Below are 18,533 nucleotides of genomic sequence, written 5' to 3'. Positions count from 1 at the left end.
CTTTCAGTCATCCAATCGGCTTTTCGACCGGGTACATGGTGCGGACACTTCCCCACTTGTCTTGCGACAGCAGGAACCATGAGGTGGGTTTCTTGCCAGTCTGCTCAGAGGTGAGGCCGATCAGCCGTCCGGCATCGACGACCCGCTCGTAGTGACCGTCGGCGTTGGGACCGACGGGTTTGACGCTCTCGGACATGTAGACCAGTTCGTCGAGATCCACGTCCGCGTCGAACACGCCTTTCTGCCATGTGACCAGTGAGCCGCCTTCCACATGCTTGCTGCGGACGTAGTCCTCCCCGACATCGTCAAGCAGCGGAGGCATGCACATGTCCGCGTCGTCGGCGCTCACCGCGCTCCGTGCAGACGCTGCCTTGGTGGAAACTGTGCAGCTCTTCCGCAGCCCTTCCCTGATCTTGCTCGCGATGCCGGAGACGACGCCTTCGCCGAGCGGCAGAGCCTTCAGCCCCTTCCACGCATCGACGAAGCCGATACCGGTTCGTGCGGAGGCGTCCACCGCTGTGATGGCATCCGCGATGGGTCGGAGGATCTTGCCCGCGAACAGAGTCGCGACGTCCACGGCTGCCCAGGCGCATCCGCTCCAGCTACCGCTCGCACCCCCCGGAGTGACTTTCTGAGCGCACTTGATCCAGCTGCCGAAGAGGATGTCGATCGGATCGACGCCCTCCTGGTACTCGGCGATCGTGATGGTGTGCTCGACCTCGGTGGAGAGTTCCTCGGTCGGGTATTCCCCCAGGTATGTCGTTGCGCTGGAGGGACATGTGGACAGTGAGGCATCCAGGATCTGAGTGGTGCACATGTACAGATCGATGGCTGCCTTGAACGTGATCTTCGCTGTGATGGTGCAGTTACCGGTGTAGAAGAGCTGGTCGATCCAGCCGTCGCAGCCTTCCGTCTTCTTGATGACCTGCGGATCGCCGGTCTTCTCGATGTGGTCGACGACGTAGAACATGCCGCCGATGGGTGCACCGGACCCGTCAACGACTGTGCCGGTGTCGATCTGCTGGGCCTTCTCAGCCTTTTCGGCCGCGTCGGCCGCCTGCTGGGCGGAGTCGGCGTACGCCTGGGCGTCCTTGGCCGCTTCCTCGGCCGCCGCGGCTTCGGCGGCGGCGTGGTCGGCTGCCTCCCGGGCGTCCTCGGCGGCTTCTTCCGCCTCGGCCGCCGCGGCACGGGCGGCCTCCGCGTCGAGGGCAGCCGCGTCGGCGGAGTCCCGGGCGTCGGCCGCGTATCCCTCGGCGCGTCCGGCCGCCGCGTCGGCCGCCGTCGCGTCCTCGGTGGCCTGTCGGTCGTACTCGATGGTGCGGGCGAGGGATTGTGCCGCCTGGGAGGCGTACGAGGCCGCCTCGGCGGCGTAACCGAGCGCCTGCTGAGCAGACTTGCGGGCGTCGGCCGCGTAACCGGCGGCCTCGGCGGCCAGGGTGTAGGCCGCCTTCGCGTCGCCGGTGGCCGCGTTGGCCACGCTCTGCGCCTGGGCCGCTTCCTCCGCGGCGTTCTTGGCGTGGGCCTCGGCGACGGCCAGTTGCTGTTCGGCGATCGTCTTGGAGGACTGTCCGGTCAGGACGGCCAGTCCGGCGGCCGAGTCGGTGGTGATGTACGGCGAACCGAGCTGGATGGCGTCATTGGCCGGGTCTGCGACCTGGGCCGCCGCGTTGCCGGCGTCGGCGGCTGCCTGCGCGGTGGTGTAGGCGTGTCCGGCGGCCTCGTTGGACCCCTTGATCGCCGTGGCCGCCTCGGCCTTGGCGGCGTCCGCCTGCGCCTTGGCGTCGGCGGCGTGCCGCTCGGCCTCGTCGGCGAGCTCGACCGCCGTGCGGGCGGCCGTGGCCGCCACCTTGGACGCCGCAATGGCGTCCGCCGCGGCGCTGGTCGCGGTACGCACCGCCGCGTCGGCCCTCAGTTTCGCGGCCTGAGCCGCGTCGGCGTCGGCGCGGGCCCGGGTGGCGGCGGCTTCGGCGCGGGTGGCCGCGGCGTCGGCGTCGGCCGCCGCCTGGGTCGCCTTGTCCGCCTCGGAGCGGGCGGAGGCGGCCGCCGCTTCCGCGTCGTCGGCCGCGGCGTCGGCGGTGTCGGCCGCCTGCCGCGCCTCCTGGGCGTTGTCCTCCGATTCCGAGGCCTGCGCGTAGGCCTCCTTGGCGTCGGCCTTGGCGCGGGCCGCGTCGGCCTTCTGCTCGGCGTCCCAGGCGTCGTCGCGCAGTTCCTTGGCCCTGTCGCGCGCGGTCTCGGCGCCCTTGCGTTTCTCCGACGCGGTGGCGTCGGCGGCCTCGGCCCGCTGCTTGGCGTCCTGTGCCTGTGAGTTGTACTCCTCGGCGTTGGCCCGGTGTTCGGCGGCCTCGGCCTGCTTCTGCGCGGCTGTCTCCTTCTCCGCCTTGGCGGTGGCCTCCTCCTTCTCCGCGTCCAGCCGCTTGGCGTGCGCATCGGCCGCGGCGGCCTTCGCGTCGGCCTCGGCTTCCTGGGTCTCGGCCAGCTTGGCCTTGGCCGTGTCCCGGGCCTTGCGGGCGGTCTCCGCCTGCGCGGCGGCTCCCTCGGCGGCGGCCTTGGCCTGTTCCTTGGCGGCCTCGGCGGCGGCGGTGCGGAACGCCGCCTGCGACTCGGCGGCCTGGGTCACCGCGCGGGCCGTGATGGTCGCGCTGTCCGCGGCGGCGGCCTTGGTGGCCGCCAACGCGGTCTCACCGGCCTTGACCATCGCGTTCAGCGCGGCGGCCGAGGCTTTGGTCACCTGCGCTTTCTGCTGCCCGACGAGCAGCGCCCGGCCCCGCGGGACACCGTCACGGTCGGCGATGTCGTACGCCGCCTGCAAGGACTGGTCGGTCTCGGTGGCCGCGACACTCGCCGCCTGCGCCTGCCTCTGAATCACGGAGAGCTGAACCGCCGCCATGGCCCTGGCCTGCGCCATGCCCGTGGCCGCCTTGCTGAACTGGTCCGACGTCGGATAGTCCAAGTCGTCCGTGCCGTTGTGACCGTCGGGCACCAGGTCGAACTTCTGAGGATCGGTGTCGTTGCACGTCCACATCCAGGCGTCCTGGCTGTTGGCGTACGTGTGCATGTCCAGGCACTTGCCGGTGCCCTTGTTCTTCAGCGTGGTCGTGGCGTGGGCGGTGTACTCCCACTGCTGGGCGCCACTCTGGTTGCACGTCCACTGCTGGACGACGGTGCCGTTGGCGGTGCCGGAGCTCTTGACGTCCAGGCACTTGTCGGAGTTGACGTTGACCAGGGCGTTGCCGTCGATCCGCCAGTCCTGGTTGGCACCGCCGTTGCAGGTGTACATCTGCACGACCGCGCCGTCGGCCTTGGAGTTGCCGCCCACTTCCAGGCACTTGTCGGACGCCGCGTGGATGTGCACGATCAGCGGACTGTCACCGATCCAGCCGGGCCCACCGGCCGACCAGTAGTCCTGCCAGCGGGTGAGGTGGTCGGCGACCCAGGACTGGCCCAGCATCTCCCCCAGCGCTTTCGCGCCCGCGGCCAGCGCCTTGGTGGCGTCCCGGTTGGCGTCGATGATCTCGTTGCGCTGACCGGCCTGCGCGGTGATCTCCTGCTGCCACTCCGCGGAGGCGGTTGCCACCTCCTGGCCCAGCACCTTGGCCGGATCGATGGGATTGGTCCAGGTGCAGGCCGCGAACCGGGTCTTCAGATCCTCGACCGCGATGCGGAACTCGGGGCTGTCCGGGTCCGGAGCGGTGCTCGGGAAGCCGCCGGCGGACAGGAACATGCGGGCGTCGTCCGCGCGCATGTCTCCTCCGAAGACGCCGGCGATCAGGGCGTCGAAGGCATGCTCCTGCTCGATGGCCAGTTCCCACTCGTCGTTCGACATCGACGGGTCGTACACGGCGTCCCCGTACAGCGGGGTGCCCAGGTCCGTGACCGCCTTGATGGTGGCCTCGTCAGCCTGGGCGGAAGGATCTTCATAGAGGTCGGATTCCGACCTCCACCACTGCTCGCCCAGCCACTTCGAGTATCCGACCTGCCCGAAGTACGTCGGGCCGTCATCGGACACACCGGGCGGCCAGTAGAAGTCGACGTAGCTCTTGAATCCGCCGGGGAAGGACAGGGGGGGACAGCACGTCCTCCCAGGCCTCCAGCCGCGGATCCAGCGTCGCCATCTCCTGGTCGATCAGCTCCCGGTCCTTGACGTACGCGGCAGCCAGCGGCGTGTCGGTCCAGTACTCGCGGTTCGCCGTGACACGGAGCTGCTCGGGGCTCTGGTTCAGGCCGGCCTGCGCGAGAGCGCTCATCTCGGAACCGCCGACCCGCAGCGCGTCGGCCATCAAGCACTGGTCCTGCCGCAACTGCTCGGCGGCCTCGGCGTCGAAACCGTCGTAACTGTCGGCGACCAGGCCGCTGTCGGGCAGTCGGCCCGCGGCCGGGGACTCGGGGCCGAGCAGTCCCGCGAGCACCGCGCCGACGGCCAGCAGGGGGATGAGCGAACCCGACAGGAACCGCCGGGAACGGGTGGACCTGCCTCTGCCGGACGGACCGCCGGGCGATCTGTCGGGCGATCTGTCGGGCGATCTGGTGGAGCGTCTGAAACGCACGGATGAGTCCTTCCGTCGCTGATGGAAGCGGCCGGGAAGGCCCCGCTCGGATACGGAAAGCCGTCCGTCGGTGCCCGTCGAGGCGCGCCCTGACGGCGTGTCCCCCGGCGCGACGAAGCCCCCACTTTCGTGTCGGCGCCCCCCCTGCCGCCCTTCAGTCGCGCACCGGCCCGGTGGTCGGCCCGGCCGGGCGCGGCGGCCCATTCACGCACGGCCCAAGATCGGCCCACAAGATCCGCGACGCGGCTTGACTGAAAACGAAGCCGCCGGCCAACAACGCGGAAGATGTGAGTAACCCGTGAGTCACCTGTGGTGACGTCCCGTCTACAGCAACGACGGCACCTCCGCCGCCGACACCTCCCGGGCCGCCCGTTCCAGCGCGCTGGCGAGCAGGGCCAGGTCGGTGGGGCCGTTGCCCAGTTCGCGGACGGGGCGGCGGGCCGGGGGGTCGCCCATGCGGTGCCAGTCCAGGGGGACGACCGTGGGGCGCAGGGTCGCCGTGCGGGGGATGCGGCCGGTGACCCGGCCGCCCTGGAAGGCGACGGTACGGCCGTCCGGGCCCGTCAAGTGGCCGCGTCCGGGCGCCGGTTCGTCCGGGCCGGGGACGGGGGCGTCGAGGGTCACGCGGAGCGTGGCCCGCAGGGCCGGTTCCGTCTGGGCCGTACGGCCGCCGGGGCCGGTCGCGGCCACCAGGTGGACGCCGAGCCGCTCGCCGTCCCGTGCGACCGCCTCCAGTGCCCGCATCACCGACCCCGCCGCGGGCCGGCCGGGCGACCCCAGCGGGGGCGTGACCAGCGCGTCCAGGTCGTCGACGACCACGACCAGGCGGGGCAGCGGCGGCGCCGGTTCCGCCTGCCGGCGGGACGCGGCCGGGCGGAGCCGGATCGTCGTGCTGGGCGGGGTGTCCAGGTCGGCGGCGCCCGCGCCGGACGTACCCGTGCTCCGGGACACCGCCGTTCCCGCCGTCCGCTGGGCGACCATCCGGCCGGACACCTCACGGCCGGTGTGCCACTCCGTGAAGTGGGACCGGCCGAGCAGCTCGGCGCGCCGCTTCAGCTCCGCGCTCAACGACTGGGCGAACTCCCGCATCCGTATGGGGTCGTTGGCCGTGAGGTGGGTGGTCACGTGGGGCACGTCCGTGCAGACCCGCAGGCCCTCGCCGGGGCCCTGCTCCGCGCTGGTACCGTCCCGGCCGTCCATCAGCACGACGCCGAGGCGGTCGGGGCGCTCGGCGGAGGCCAGCGAGGCGACCAGCGCCCGCAGCAGCTCCGTACGGCCGCTGCCGGGCGGGCCCTCGATCAGCAGGTGCGGTCCGTCGGCCGCGAGGTCCACGCCGACCGGGCCGCGCGGTCCGGCGCCCAGCACGCCGTGCGCCCGGCCGCCGAGGGACTGGGGGTCGTCGGCCGCGTCCGCCCAGCGGGCCATCAGGGACGCCGGGGTGGCGCGGGCCAGGCCCAGTTCGTCGAGGAGGCGGGCGGCCTGGGGGAGCGGTGCCGACACGCGCGCGTGCCGCTCGCCCGAGCCGCCCTCGGGGCGGAGCGGGGCCAGGGCCCGCGCGAACCGCTCCGCCCACGGCAGGGAGACCGCGTCCACCGTGGCGAGGGTGCCGTGGCCGACCGGGCCGGCCGGGGCCGCGCCCTCGGGGGCGACGCGCAGCAGCCGCAGGGTCGTCGCCACGTCCCCGCTGAGCAGCGCGACGGCCCCGCAGCGCCGGAACACCGGCGCCACCGCGCAGGCCGCCTCGTACGTCCGCGTCACCGGGGAGGCGGGGGACGCGGCGGGTGTCTCCGCCAGGCACACCACATGGATGCCGGCCCGCGGTCCCTCCAGGGCGAGCCGCTCCACCGCCTCGTGCACGTCCGCGCTCGGCAGGCCGCCGTCCACGACGACCACGGTGAACGGGCCGGGGGCGGCCGGGGCCTCGCCCGTGTCGTCCGGGTGGGCCCAGGCGGGGCGCCGGTCCGGGGCCGCCGCCGCCCGTACGGGGCCGGTGGCCGTCCGGGTGTCCGTCAGGTGGTCCTCCAGGCGGCGCACCAGCTCCTGGGCGCGGGCCGCGGCCTGGTCGTGGTCGAGGGCGAGCAGCAGGCGGCAGTCCTGTCCGTGCCCCGGACGCAGATGCGGCAGCCAGCCCAGCCAGGCCCACTCCGCGGTGCGCCGCGGCAGCGGACGCCCGCGGTCCGCGCTGATCAGCACGATTTCCAGCGTGTCGGGGGAGTGCAGCGCGGCGAGCTGGGCCAGCACCGCGCGGGCGAGTCCGGCCAGCCGCTCGCGCGGTCCGGCCAGCCCGAGCGCCCCGGCCTCGCGCAGCCCGGCGGTCACCGGCACCGCGGGCAGCGGGGCCGCGCCGCCCGGGGCCACCCGGTCGGCCGTGCCGAGCCGCACGGTGAGCGCCTCCGGGTGCCCCGGCCCGCGCTCCCACAGCCGGGGGCCCGGCCCCAGCGCCGTCAGCAGCAGGGCGGCGGGGTCCGGCCACGTCTCCGGCGCGGGGGCGGGAGCGGGGGACGGTACGGCGGGCAGGCCGGCCGGCGGTGCGTCGTACGGTTCGGTCCCGGCCGCCGGCGGCTCGCCGCGTCCGCCGGCCAGCCGCCGGGCCCAGGCCGTGAGCCCGCCGCGCCGCCGCATGCCCGGCGGTACGTCGGTGCCGCGCAGCGGCGTTCCCTTGCGGCCGCTGCCGGCCTCGCCCCCGAAGGCGGCGGCGTCATGGGGGCCGGTGCCCGGCCGTCCCCCGTGGGCGGCGCCGGAGGTGTCGGCCCGTACCGCCGCGGGGGCCGGGGCGTCGCCGCCGTGGCTCTCGGCGCGCGGGGCGCCGCCCTGCTCCGGGACCAGGGGTTCGGCGGCACGGTGGTTCGGTCCCTGTCCTCGTCCCGGTCCCCGGCGTCCGGGTCCGTCGACGCTCATCGTGCCGTGCGTGCCGTGGGTGTACCCGGTGGCCCGGCCCGGCCCGGCCGGCCCGCCCGCCGTACCGTCGCTCCCGCGCGTGTCCACCGCGTCCGCCGCGTCGGCCACGCGCGCGTGCGCCGCGAGGTGCTCGTCGGCCACCCCGCTGCCGGTCACGCCGCTGCCGGCCACCCCGCTCCCGGTCACGTCACCGCCGGCCGCGCCGCCTCCGGTCGCGGCACCACCTGCCGAGCCACCGCCGGCCACGCCACTACCAGCCACGCCGCCTCCGGTCGCGCCGCCTCCGGTCGCGCGCCTGCCGCCCGCCGCACCACCGCCCGCCGCACCGCCGCCCGCCGCCGTGTCCCCACCGCCCGCGCCCGTGCCGCCGCCCGTCGCGTACGTACCGCCAGGAGCCGGCCGAACACCGCCGGAAGCCCCAGGAGCCCCAGGAGTACCAGCACCCCCGCCCGCCTCACCGCCCCCGCCGGCCCGTCCGGCCCGTACCCGAACCCGCACGCACCCCTCCCCGTCGGGTGCCGTCTCCACCCGTGCCGCCGCCACCGGCGCGGGCGCCAGCCGCAGGGCCGACTCGCCGATCCGCAGCAGCGCCCCCGCCGGGAAGCGCACCGCGCGGTCGCCCACGCGCGTGCCGTCCAGGGTGGTGCCGTTGGTGGAGCCGAGGTCGGCGACCGCGACCCGGCCGTCGGCCGCGACGGTCACCGCGCAGTGGGTCCGGGAGACGTCCGGGTCGTCGAGCGCCACGTCGGCGTCGGCGGAGCGTCCGATGCGGATCTGTCCGCCGTGCAGCAGGTGGACGCCGCCCGCGTCGGGGCCCGCGACCACGTGGAGCTGGGCCGGGGCGTCGGCCGACTCGGGATGCGGCTCGGGGTCGCCGGGGGCGCCGAGGAACAGCACCGCGCCGTCGACCAGCGGCGGCTCGCCCAGGGTGCAGCGCTGGGCGTCCAGGCGGCGCTCACCGGCGTACAGCACCACGGGCCCGGAACCGGAACCTGAGCCCGCACCGGACGCACCGGTGCCGTCCCCGCCCGGGACCGCCGAGGCCAGCGCCGGCGCCACCGTGGCGAGGGCGGTGCCGGCGGGTGCCGTGACCAGCACGTCGCAGCGCGCGGGGAGGCCGGGCGCCGTGGGGGAGGACGGGCCCAGCGGGTCTACGACGGTCAGCCGGATCTGCATCGCCGTCAGCGGTCCCTTCTGCGCGGGCGCCCGCGCAGCCGGGGGGACGAAGCCGCCCCGCGGTCCCCCACCACGGATGTCACCACGGACTTCCCCCACCCGCCGCACGCGCACGTCGGCCAGTACTGCACGCATCCTCGCACCTGCCACTGACAACGCGCCCGGCCCCGGCTGTCAAATGATCTTGATTGGTCGGCTCTGCCCTTAAAAATGCCTGACCAGTGATCTCAAGATGATCGTTTGAATACCGCTTGAGATCGGTCACGTTCGCGTCCGGCAACCGGGGGAGCGGATCCCGCGTCTTTCCTTCGAACATCTTCCGGCACGTTCCGGGACGGCCGCGGCTTCCGGAAGCAGCACAGCCGAACGACAGCCCGGTGCTGTACTCCTCGGCACTACAGTGGTCCGGACAGTGGGTCGGAACAGCCAGCAAGCAACAGGGAGCGCATGACGTGCGGCCGGTAGGCAGCAAGTACCTCCTGGAGGAGCCGCTCGGACGCGGTGCCACCGGCACCGTCTGGCGAGCCCGCCAGCGGGAGACCGCGGGCGCCGAGGCGGCCGTGCCCGGACAGCCCGGCGAGACCGTCGCGATCAAGGTCCTCAAGGAGGAGCTCGCGAACGACGCCGACGTCGTGATGCGCTTCCTGCGGGAGCGCTCCGTCCTGCTCCGGCTCACCCACCCCAACATCGTCCGGGTCCGCGACCTGGTCGTCGAGGGCGATCTCCTCGCCCTGGTCATGGACCTCGTCGACGGCCCCGACCTGCACCGCTACCTGCGGGAGAACGGCCCCTTCAGCCCCGTCGCCGCGGCCCTGCTCACCGCCCAGATCGCCGACGCGCTCGCCGCCAGCCACGCCGACGGCGTGGTCCACCGCGACCTGAAACCGGCCAACGTGCTGCTCAAGCAGGACGACGGCCGGCTGCACCCGATGCTGACCGACTTCGGCATCGCCCGCCTCGCGGACTCGCCCGGCCTCACCCGTACCCACGAGTTCGTCGGCACGCCCGCGTACATCGCGCCGGAGTCCGCCGAGGGCCGCCCGCAGACCTCCGCCGTCGACATCTACGGCGCCGGCATCCTGCTGTACGAGCTGGTCACCGGCCGCCCGCCGTTCTCCGGCGGCTCCGCGCTCGAAGTACTGCACCAGCACCTGAGCGCCGAGCCCCGCCGCCCGTCCACCGTCCCCGACCCCCTGTGGACGGTCATCGAGCGCTGCCTGCGCAAGAACCCCGACGAACGCCCCAGCGCCGAGAACCTGGCGCGCGGCCTGCGCGTCGTCGCCGAGGGCATCGGCGTGCACGCCAACTCCGCGCAGATCGGCGCCGCCGAGAACGTCGGCGCGCTCCTCGTCCCCGACCCGGCGCCCGCGTCCGTCCCGGACACCCCCGGCGCCGCCGACCCGACGCAGGTGCTCCCGCAGAACCCGGGCGGCGTGTACGACCCCAACGGCGCCACCAGCGTCCTGCCGCACACCGGCCCGGCCGGCGCCGCCGACCCCACCGCCGTGCTCCCGCACACCGGCGGCCCCGCCGGCGCGGCGGATCCGACGGCCGTCATGCCGCCCGTACCGCCGGGCCCGCCCGGCCAGTCCCCCCAGGGACAGAACCCGGACGACCCGCACCCCTGGCAGAACCAGCTGCGCGCCGCCCGCGACCGCAACGAGCAGACGCAGGTGCAGTACCTCGACCCGAACGAGGACCCGCTGCGCCGCCGCCCCCAGCGCCAGGTCGCCCGCCCCCCGCAAGAACCCCGGCGCCAGCCCCCGCAGCCCCCGCAGGGTTACGGCCGCCAGCAGCAGCCGCAGCAGCCGCAGCGGCGGTACGCCACCCCCCAGCCGCAGCAGCCCGCGCCGCCCCCGCAGCCCGCGCCGCAGCGGTACGCCCCGCCGCCCGCGCCCGAGCCGCAGCGCCCCCGGCGCGAGCCCCGGCAGCGCAGCGCCAACCCGATGCGCATCCCCGGCCTCGGCTGCCTCAAGGGCTGCCTGGTCACGATCGTCGTGCTGTTCGTGGCCGGCTGGCTGATCTGGGAGCTGAGCCCGCTCCAGGACTGGATCGGCACGGGCAAGGGCTACTGGGAGCAGCTCACCGACTGGGTCGGCACCGCCACCGACTGGATCGGGGACCTGGGCAGCGGCTCCGGCGACTCCGGCGGCACCGGCTGACCGCCGTTCCGCCCGCTGTACGGCGGGTTCGGCGATTTGTCGACATCCCACGGGTGTTTTCCGCCTCGGAGGTGAAGGCCGGCTCCACGGACGCGTAGCTTTGTCGGCAACACGCGTCGGTAGGAGCAGTCTTGGCACGGAAGATCGGCAGCCGGTACACCGCCCACCAGATCCTCGGTCGGGGCAGCGCCGGCACGGTGTGGCTGGGCGAGGGCCCCGAGGGACCCGTCGCGATCAAGCTGCTGCGCGAGGACCTCGCGTCCGACCAGGAGCTGGTCGGCCGCTTCGTGCAGGAGCGCACCGCCCTGCTCGGCCTGGAGCACCCGCACGTCGTCTCCGTGCGCGACCTGGTCGTCGACGGCAACGACCTCGCCCTCGTCATGGACCTGGTCCGCGGCACCGACCTGCGCACCCGGCTCGACCGCGAGCGGCGGCTGCCCCCCGAGGCCGCGGTGGCGATCACCGCAGACGTCGCCGACGGGCTGGCCGCCGCGCACGCCGCCGGGGTCGTGCACCGCGACGTGAAACCGGAGAACGTCCTCCTCGACATGCAGGGCCCGCTCGGCCCCGGCGGCTCGCACCGCGCGCTGCTCACCGACTTCGGTGTGGCCAAGCTCATCGACACCCCGCGCCGCACCCGCGCCACGAAGATCATCGGCACCCCCGACTACCTCGCCCCGGAGATCGTCGAGGGCCTCCCGCCGCGCGCCTCGGTCGACATCTACGCCCTGGCCACGGTCCTGTACGAGTTGCTGGCCGGGTTCACGCCGTTCGGCGGCGGCCACCCCGGCGCCGTACTGCGCCGCCACGTCACCGAGACCGTCGTCCCGCTGCCCGGCATCCCCGACGAGCTGTGGCAGCTGCTGGTGCAGTGCCTGGCCAAGGCACCGGCCTCCCGGCTGCGCGCCTCCGAACTGGGCGCCCGGCTGCGCGAGCTGCTGCCGATGCTGGCCGGCATGCCCCCGCTCGACGTGGACGACTCCGGCGGGGAGCAGCCGGAGGACGCCGCCGACGCCGACCGGGAGCCGTCCGCCGGGACCGGGGCGGGACGGGACGGCGACGAGGTCCGGCGGCGCGGCGCGGTCTCGCTGGTGCCCGGCGCCAAGCCCGCCGACTCCAACCGGGACACCCACACGTCCATGCGCGTCCCCGCCCCCGACGAGCTGGCCGGCCCGGCCCACGGCACCGCCCGCGCCCCGCGCACGCCGGGCGCCCGCCGGCCCGGCTCGGCGCGCAACCGGGCCGCCGCCCGCCGCCGCCGGGCCGCGGTCGGCGCGGGCGCCGTGGCGCTGCTGGCGGCCATCGGCGTCGGCACCTGGCTGGCCACCAGCGGTGACGATTCCGACGCGGGCCCCCAGGACACGCGGAACTCTGCCCCGGAGACCCCGTAGCGGCGGCGTCCGTACGGCCCGGCGTGGGCCGCCCGGCGGAGCCGTTACGCTGGAGGCGTGGCAGTCGTCGATGTATCCGAAGAGCTGAAGTCCCTCTCCTCGACCATGGAGTCGATCGAGGCCGTCCTGGACCTCGACAAGCTGAGGGCAGACATCGCCGTGCTCGAGGAGCAGGCGGCAGCGCCCTCCCTGTGGGACGACCCGGAGGCGGCGCAGAAGATCACCAGCAAGCTCTCCCACCTCCAGGCCGAGGTCAGGAAGGCGGAGGCGCTGCGCGGCCGGATCGACGACCTCGCGGTCCTCTTCGAGATGGCCGAGGAGGAGGACGACCCGGACACCCGCGCCGAGGCCGAGACGGAGCTGGCCTCCGTCCGCAAGGCCCTCGACGAGATGGAGGTCCGCACGCTGCTCTCCGGCGAGTACGACTCCCGTGAGGCGCTGGTCAACATCCGCGCCGAGGCGGGCGGCGTGGACGCCGCGGACTTCGCCGAGAAGCTCCAGCGCATGTACCTGCGCTGGGCCGAGCAGCACGGCTACAAGACCGAGATCTACGAGACGTCGTACGCGGAGGAGGCCGGCATCAAGTCGACCACCTTCGCCGTGCAGGTGCCGTACGCCTACGGGACGCTCTCCGTGGAGCAGGGCACGCACCGGCTGGTGCGGATCTCGCCCTTCGACAACCAGGGCCGCCGCCAGACCTCGTTCGCGGGCGTCGAGATCCTGCCGGTGGTCGAGCAGACCGACCACATCGAGATCGACGAGTCCGAACTGCGGGTGGACGTCTACCGTTCCTCCGGCCCCGGCGGCCAGGGCGTCAACACCACCGACTCGGCGGTGCGCCTCACCCACCTCCCCACCGGCATCGTGGTCTCCTGCCAGAACGAGCGGTCGCAGATCCAGAACAAGGCGACCGCGATGAACGTCCTCCAGGCCAAGCTCCTGGAGCGGCGCCGCCAGGAGGAGCAGGCCAAGATGGACGCCCTCAAGGGCGACGGCGGCAACTCCTGGGGCAACCAGATGCGTTCGTACGTGCTGCACCCCTACCAGATGGTCAAGGACCTGCGCACCGAGTACGAGGTGGGCAACCCCGAGGCCGTGTTCAACGGGGAGATCCAGGGCTTCCTGGAGGCCGGAATTCGCTGGCGCAAGCAGCAGGAGAAGTAACGGCGTCGCACGTACGCCGCTTTGTCGACAAGGCAACTGCCGCCCTCGTGGTGGCAGTTGCCTTTTCTTCGTGGCCGATGTCCGGGTTTTACATCACACTCACAGTCTTTGTATCCGGCATAGGCCCCGTACAGGGACATCGTGTACGCAACGGCCTTGACGTTGCCTTTAAAAATGGGAAAGGTGATGCGCGGCATGCGTGTTTCTGGGGCGCATGTGAACCGGGGGGCTTCACAGAGCAGCTACTCCCGTCGATCACGGCCCCGAGACGCCGCCACACTGACGATTCAGCTACTGGGGGTAGCAACCATATGACGAAGAAGACACGGATTCGTGTCGCGCGGCTCGCGGCCGGCGCCATCATCGCCGCCGGCGCCTCGCTGACCGCGGCGGGTGCCGCCTCGGCGACCGGTATCGGTGTCGAGATCGGCCTGGGCGTCACGGAAGAGACGCCGGATCCGACTCCGACCCCGAGCGACACGCCTCCGACCGAGATCCCCAGCGAGGACCCCACGACGGAGCAGCCGCCCACGTCGGAGCCTCCGACCGAGGAGCCGCCCACCGAGGACCCCACCGAGGACCCGACCGACCCGGGCACCACCGACCCGGTCGAGCCCAGTGACGACCCGAGCGAGGGCACGGGCAACGGCGGCGGCAACGGGAACGGGAACGGGAACGGCAACGCCGGCAACGGCAACACCGGTACCGACAACACCGACACCGACGGCGGCAGCAACGACAACGCCGCCCAGGGCGCCGGTACCTCGTCCCTGACCGACACCGGCACGGACACCACCGCCCAGACCTCGGCCCAGGGCAACGGCGAGGAGCTCGCCGAGACCGGTGCCGCCGAGACCACCTTCCTGATCATCGGTGCCGCCACGATGATCGCCGGAGGCATCGGCTTCCGCTTCCTGCCGCGCCTGGCGGCCGGCCGGGGCGCCGCTGCCTGACGGTGACCGCCTGCGTACGGGACGCCGTACGCGCGCAGCACAACGGCCGAGGGGCCCGGAGCGTACGTACGGCGCTCCGGGCCCCTCGGCCGTTGCCGAAGCCTCTGTCAGGCGGTCTGGTGGGCCAGCAGGGCCACCGCCGCCACCAGCACCACGGCCAGCGCGATCAGCGTCATCGGGGTCAGGTTCCCGAAGAAGCTCTCCTGCTGCAGCCGCTCACGGTTCGCCCGGCACACCGGGCAGCGGCCCTCGCTCACGGGCGCCGCGCAGTTCGCGCACACCAACCGGTCGTACGTCATGCGCTCGCCCTCCTCGCACCGGTGTCCACCTGTACACAACGCTCGCGCCACCGCGGACGTTCCCTTCCACTGTGCCAGGTTCCGCGCGTCGCTGCGCGCGGTCCCGCCGGGGACGGTGTACGGACCCGGCGCGGACGCCCGCCCGGATCACGCCCGCGGCGCGCGCGGGTAACGCGGACATAACGCGCAAGCATGACGCAACCCCGACCGGTGACTGCGGTCCCATACCCACTTCGCGTATGGTCACGCTCATCTACCCCCGGCGACCCGTGGTGCATCCGTGATCCGATTCGACAACGTCTCCAAGGCCTACCCCAAACAGAACCGCCCCGCCCTCAGGGACGTCTCCCTGGAAGTGGAGAAGGGCGAGTTCGTCTTCCTGGTGGGGTCCTCCGGCTCCGGTAAGTCCACCTTCCTGCGGCTGGTCCTGCGCGAGGAGCGGGCGAGCCACGGCCAGGTACACGTCCTGGGCAAGGACCTGGCCCGCCTGTCCAACTGGAAGGTGCCGCACATGCGCCGCCAGCTGGGGACGGTCTTCCAGGACTTCCGCCTGCTCCCCAACAAGACGGTCGGCGAGAACGTGGCCTTCGCGCAGGAGGTCATCGGCAAGTCCCGCGGCGAGATCCGCAAGTCCGTGCCCCAGGTGCTCGACCTCGTCGGGCTCGGCGGCAAGGAGGACCGCATGCCGGGCGAGCTGTCCGGTGGTGAGCAGCAGCGCGTGGCCATCGCGCGGGCGTTCGTCAACCGGCCCAAGCTGCTCATCGCCGACGAGCCGACCGGCAACCTCGACCCGCAGACCTCCGTCGGCATCATGAAGCTGCTCGACCGCATCAACCGGACGGGCACCACCGTGATCATGGCGACGCACGACCAGAACATCGTGGACCAGATGCGCAAGCGCGTCATCGAGCTGGAGAAGGGGCGCCTCGTCCGCGACCAGGCGCGCGGTGTCTACGGCTACCAGCACTAGCACGCAGACACGCAGCACGCCCGGCATCCACGGAAAGGCTTAACCAGACGCCATGCGCGCCCAGTTCGTCCTCTCGGAGATCGGTGTAGGTCTCCGCCGCAACCTGACGATGACCTTCGCGGTCATCGTCTCCGTCGCCCTCTCACTGGCCCTGTTCGGCGGTTCGCTGCTGATGAGCGACCAGGTCAACACCATGAAGGGCTACTGGTACGACAAGGTCAACGTCTCCGTCTTCCTCTGCAACAAGAGCGACGCCGAGTCCGACCCCAACTGCGCCAAGGGCGCGGTGACCGAAGACCAGAAGAAGCAGATCCTCGCCGACCTCGACGAGATGTCGGTCGTCCAGGACGTGACGTACGAGTCGCAGGACGAGGCGTACAAGCACTACAAGGAGCAGTTCGGCGACTCCCCGCTGGCCAGCTCCCTGACGCCGGACCAGATGCAGGAGTCGTACCGCATCAAGCTGAAGGACCCGGAGAAGTACCAGGTGATCGCCACCGCCTTCGACGGGCGGGACGGCGTGCAGTCCGTGCAGGACCAGAAGGGCATCCTGGACAACCTCTTCGAACTGCTGAACCTGATGAACCGGGCGGCGCTCGGCGTCATGGTGCTCATGCTGGTCGTGGCCCTGCTGCTGATCGTCAACACGGTGCGCGTCTCCGCCTTCAGCCGCCGCCGCGAGACCGGCATCATGCGGCTGGTCGGCGCCTCCGGCTTCTACATCCAGGCCCCGTTCATCATGGAGGCCGCCGTCGCCGGCGCCATCGGCGGCGCCCTGGCGTGCGTGTTCCTCGTCGTGGGCCGGTACTTCACGATCGACCACGGCATGGCCCTGTCCAACAAGCTGACCCTCATCAACTTCGTGGGCTGGGACGCCGTACTGACCAAGCTGCCGCTCATCATCGCGGCCAGTGTGCTGATGCCGGCGTTGGCCGCGTTCTTCGCGCTGCGCAAGTATCTGAAGGTGTGACACATGCCAAGAGGGCCGTACGGGCAAGCTCCCGTGCGGCCCTCTTGCCGTGTCCTACACTCACCGGCATGTCAGGTCGTGACCGGTTCTGCCCGCCCCGCCGCCTCCGCCGCGGGGCCACCCTGACGTTGGTGTTCGCCGGTGTCCTGGCGGCCGGTGCGGCCACCGGCTCGCTGCCCGAGGCCGACCCGAACGCGGCGGCCGAGGCGGCCCGTACGTCCGCGGGGTCCGGCGGGTCCGCCGCTTCGGCCGCTTCCGCCGCTTCCGCCGTTTCGCGCCGGGAGGTGGCGCGGGCGGCGGCCGAGGCGATGGCCGACGGCAAGTCCCCGGTGGAGGCCGCCGAGCGCGCGGTCAGCCGCAGCGGCGACCGCTGGGGCGCGGTCTACTCCCGGGGCGAGTACGAGGAGTTGGCGGAGGCCCTGGACGGCCGGTACACCGGCGTCGGGATCTCCGCGCGGCGCGGGCGCGACGGTGCCGTCGAGGTGACGAAGGTGCGGTCCGGGTCGCCCGCGGCCCGCGCCGGCGTCCGCGTGGGCGACCGGCTGCGCAGCGTCGACGGCGAGGAGGTCGACGGGCGTCCCGTCACCGAGGTCGTCTCCCTGCTGCGCGGCGACGCCACCGACGCGCCCGCCGGCACCACCGTGCGGCTCGGCCTGGAGCGCGGCACGCGCGCGTGGACCGAGACGGTACGCCGGGCCAGGCTGAGCACCCAGCCGGTGACCGTGCGCCGGCTCGCGAGCGGCGCGAGCGTCGTGCGGATCACCTCCTTCACCAAGGGCGCCGGCGACCAGGTCCGCGCCGCCGTCCGCGACACCCCGGCCGGCACCGGCGTCGTCCTCGACCTGCGCGGCAACTCCGGCGGGCTGGTCGCCGAGGCGGTCACCGCGGCCTCCGCCTTCCTCGACGGCGGCCTGGTCGCCACGTACGACGTCGACGGCGACCAGCGCGCCCTGCACGCCGAGGACGGCGGCGACACCTCCAGACCCCTGGTCGCGCTCGTCGACGGTGGCACGATGAGCGCGGCCGAACTCCTCGCCGGGGCCCTCCAGGACCGCGGCCGGGCGGTCGTCGTGGGCTCCCGCACCTTCGGCAAGGGCTCGGTCCAGATGCCGAGCCGGCTCCCCGACGGCTCGGTGGCCGAACTGACCGTCGGCCACTACCGCACCCCCTCCGGCCGCGGCGTCGACGGCACCGGCATCACCCCCGACCTGGACATCGACCCGGCCCGGCCCACCGCCGTGGACCGGGCGGCGACGCTGCTGGGCGGACTGGGGCGGTAGCGCGTCCGCAGGCTGCCCGGTCACGTAATCGGCTTCCCGCGGACCCCCTCCGTAGTGCGAAAATGGGCGCACTATGAGCAAGGGAATGTACGTACCGAAGGAGTCCCAGCCCAAGCAGGGCGGCGGGGGCGGCGGCAAGGCCCGGGACGGCGAGAAGGGCGGCAAGCGCAAGATCGTCGCCCAGAACAAGAAGGCCCGGCACGACTACGCGATCATCGACACCTACGAGGCCGGAATGGTGCTCACCGGCACCGAGGTCAAGTCGCTGCGCGAGGGACGGACCTCGCTGGCCGACGGGTTCGTCCAGATCGACGGGGGCGAGGCGTGGCTGCACAACGCCCACATCCCCGAGTACCACCAGGGCAGCTGGACCAACCACTCCGCGCGCCGCAAGCGCAAGCTGCTGCTGCACCGGGAGGAGATCGACAAGCTGGAGGCCAAGTCCCAGGAGACCGGGCACACGATCGTCCCCCTCGCCCTGTACTTCAAGGACGGCCGGGCCAAGGCCGAGATCGCGCTCGCGCGCGGCAAGAAGGAGTACGACAAGCGCCAGACGCTGCGGGAGAAGCAGGACCGGCGGGAGGCGGAGCGGACGATCTCGGCGATCAAGCGCCGGGAGCGGGGCTGAGCCCTCCGGGACGTCAGGAATAAGCTGGCACGGTCGTGCGTTGGTCACGTACGATGGCACTCGCATCGCTCGCCGGTGCAGTGGTTTGAAAAATCAAC

13 protein-coding genes are annotated in these 18,533 nt (G+C 73.1%); 9 read left to right on the top strand and 4 right to left on the bottom strand.

The features are described from left to right. Nucleotides 1–7: 7 nt before the first annotated feature. Both ACIQR3_RS14810 and ACIQR3_RS14805 read right to left on the bottom strand, forming a co-directional pair. A complete protein-coding gene (locus tag ACIQR3_RS14810) occupies nucleotides 8–4,006 on the bottom strand; it encodes an RICIN domain-containing protein (RefSeq protein WP_403538363.1) in 3,999 nt (1,332 codons plus the stop codon). Continuing rightward, entirely contained in the window at nucleotides 3,996–4,406 is a 411-nt protein-coding gene (locus ACIQR3_RS14805; protein ID WP_403538361.1) for a hypothetical protein, read from the bottom strand. The genes ACIQR3_RS14810 and ACIQR3_RS14805 overlap by 11 nt, the downstream gene beginning before the upstream one ends. Before the next feature lie 22 nt (nucleotides 4,407–4,428). Between ACIQR3_RS14805 and ACIQR3_RS14800 the strand changes: the two genes are divergently transcribed. Then, nucleotides 4,429–4,566, top strand: coding sequence for a hypothetical protein (locus tag ACIQR3_RS14800; protein WP_403538360.1), 138 nt, complete (start codon nucleotides 4,429–4,431; stop codon nucleotides 4,564–4,566). Between the two features lie 302 nt (nucleotides 4,567–4,868). Here the strand turns inward: ACIQR3_RS14800 and ACIQR3_RS14795 are convergent, their stop codons facing one another. After that, nucleotides 4,869–8,618, bottom strand: a complete 3,750-nt coding sequence (locus tag ACIQR3_RS14795) for an FHA domain-containing protein (protein ID WP_403538463.1) — start codon at nucleotides 8,616–8,618, stop codon at nucleotides 4,869–4,871. 452 nt (nucleotides 8,619–9,070) lie between these two features. Here ACIQR3_RS14795 and ACIQR3_RS14790 point away from each other — a divergent pair, with 452 nt between their 5' ends. From ACIQR3_RS14790 to ACIQR3_RS14775, 4 genes are all read left to right on the top strand, one after another. Further along, complete coding sequence (locus tag ACIQR3_RS14790) at nucleotides 9,071–10,780, top strand: protein kinase (protein WP_403538359.1); 1,710 nt, start codon at nucleotides 9,071–9,073, stop codon at nucleotides 10,778–10,780. 131 nt (nucleotides 10,781–10,911) lie between these two features. After that, nucleotides 10,912–12,171, top strand: coding sequence for a serine/threonine-protein kinase (locus ACIQR3_RS14785; protein WP_403538357.1), 1,260 nt, complete (start codon nucleotides 10,912–10,914; stop codon nucleotides 12,169–12,171). 57 nt (nucleotides 12,172–12,228) lie between these two features. Next, nucleotides 12,229–13,335, top strand: a complete 1,107-nt coding sequence (gene prfB, locus ACIQR3_RS14780) for a peptide chain release factor 2 (protein WP_403538355.1) — start codon at nucleotides 12,229–12,231, stop codon at nucleotides 13,333–13,335. Between the two features lie 311 nt (nucleotides 13,336–13,646). Beyond that, nucleotides 13,647–14,288 (top strand): hypothetical protein, encoded by a 642-nt coding sequence (locus ACIQR3_RS14775; protein ID WP_403538354.1) that lies wholly within the window; start codon nucleotides 13,647–13,649, stop codon nucleotides 14,286–14,288. Between the two features lie 107 nt (nucleotides 14,289–14,395). Here ACIQR3_RS14775 and ACIQR3_RS14770 read toward each other — a convergent pair whose 3' ends face one another. Then, nucleotides 14,396–14,587 (bottom strand): hypothetical protein, encoded by a 192-nt coding sequence (locus ACIQR3_RS14770; RefSeq protein ID WP_403538352.1) that lies wholly within the window; start codon nucleotides 14,585–14,587, stop codon nucleotides 14,396–14,398. A 280-nt stretch (nucleotides 14,588–14,867) separates the two neighbouring features. On the opposite strand from ACIQR3_RS14770, the gene ftsE reads away from it, so the two are divergent. From ftsE to smpB, 4 genes are all read left to right on the top strand, one after another. Continuing rightward, complete coding sequence (gene ftsE, locus ACIQR3_RS14765; protein WP_215166898.1) at nucleotides 14,868–15,557, top strand: cell division ATP-binding protein FtsE; 690 nt, start codon at nucleotides 14,868–14,870, stop codon at nucleotides 15,555–15,557. A gap of 52 nt (nucleotides 15,558–15,609) precedes the next feature. Beyond that, a complete protein-coding gene (gene ftsX, locus ACIQR3_RS14760) occupies nucleotides 15,610–16,527 on the top strand; it encodes a permease-like cell division protein FtsX (RefSeq protein WP_215166899.1) in 918 nt (305 codons plus the stop codon). A 68-nt stretch (nucleotides 16,528–16,595) separates the two neighbouring features. Next, nucleotides 16,596–17,807: a S41 family peptidase gene (locus tag ACIQR3_RS14755; protein ID WP_403538349.1), complete on the top strand. Its 1,212-nt coding sequence runs from the start codon at nucleotides 16,596–16,598 to the stop codon at nucleotides 17,805–17,807. Nucleotides 17,808–17,892: 85 nt separating this feature from the next. Next, a complete protein-coding gene (gene smpB / locus ACIQR3_RS14750; RefSeq protein ID WP_251074993.1) occupies nucleotides 17,893–18,435 on the top strand; it encodes an SsrA-binding protein SmpB in 543 nt (180 codons plus the stop codon). Nucleotides 18,436–18,533 lie beyond the last annotated feature (98 nt).

The sequence above is a fragment of the Streptomyces sp. NPDC090994 genome, from assembly GCF_044768905.1.
Lineage (GTDB): Bacteria > Actinomycetota > Actinomycetes > Streptomycetales > Streptomycetaceae > Streptomyces.
Note: the sequence above shows the minus strand (reverse complement) of the source record. Positions and strands in the feature narration are given on the sequence as shown.

Coding starts and splice junctions, on each gene's coding strand:
- ACIQR3_RS14770 (WP_403538352.1), bottom strand. CDS start 14,587: ATGACGTACGACCGGTTGGTGTGCGCGAACTGCGCGGCGCCCGTGAGC.
- smpB (WP_251074993.1), top strand. CDS start 17,893: ATGTACGTACCGAAGGAGTCCCAGCCCAAGCAGGGCGGCGGGGGCGGC.
- ACIQR3_RS14800 (WP_403538360.1), top strand. CDS start 4,429: ATGAGCGAACCCGACAGGAACCGCCGGGAACGGGTGGACCTGCCTCTG.
- ftsX (WP_215166899.1), top strand. CDS start 15,610: ATGCGCGCCCAGTTCGTCCTCTCGGAGATCGGTGTAGGTCTCCGCCGC.
- ACIQR3_RS14795 (WP_403538463.1), bottom strand. CDS start 8,618: ATGCAGATCCGGCTGACCGTCGTAGACCCGCTGGGCCCGTCCTCCCCC.
- ACIQR3_RS14755 (WP_403538349.1), top strand. CDS start 16,596: ATGTCAGGTCGTGACCGGTTCTGCCCGCCCCGCCGCCTCCGCCGCGGG.
- ACIQR3_RS14775 (WP_403538354.1), top strand. CDS start 13,647: ATGACGAAGAAGACACGGATTCGTGTCGCGCGGCTCGCGGCCGGCGCC.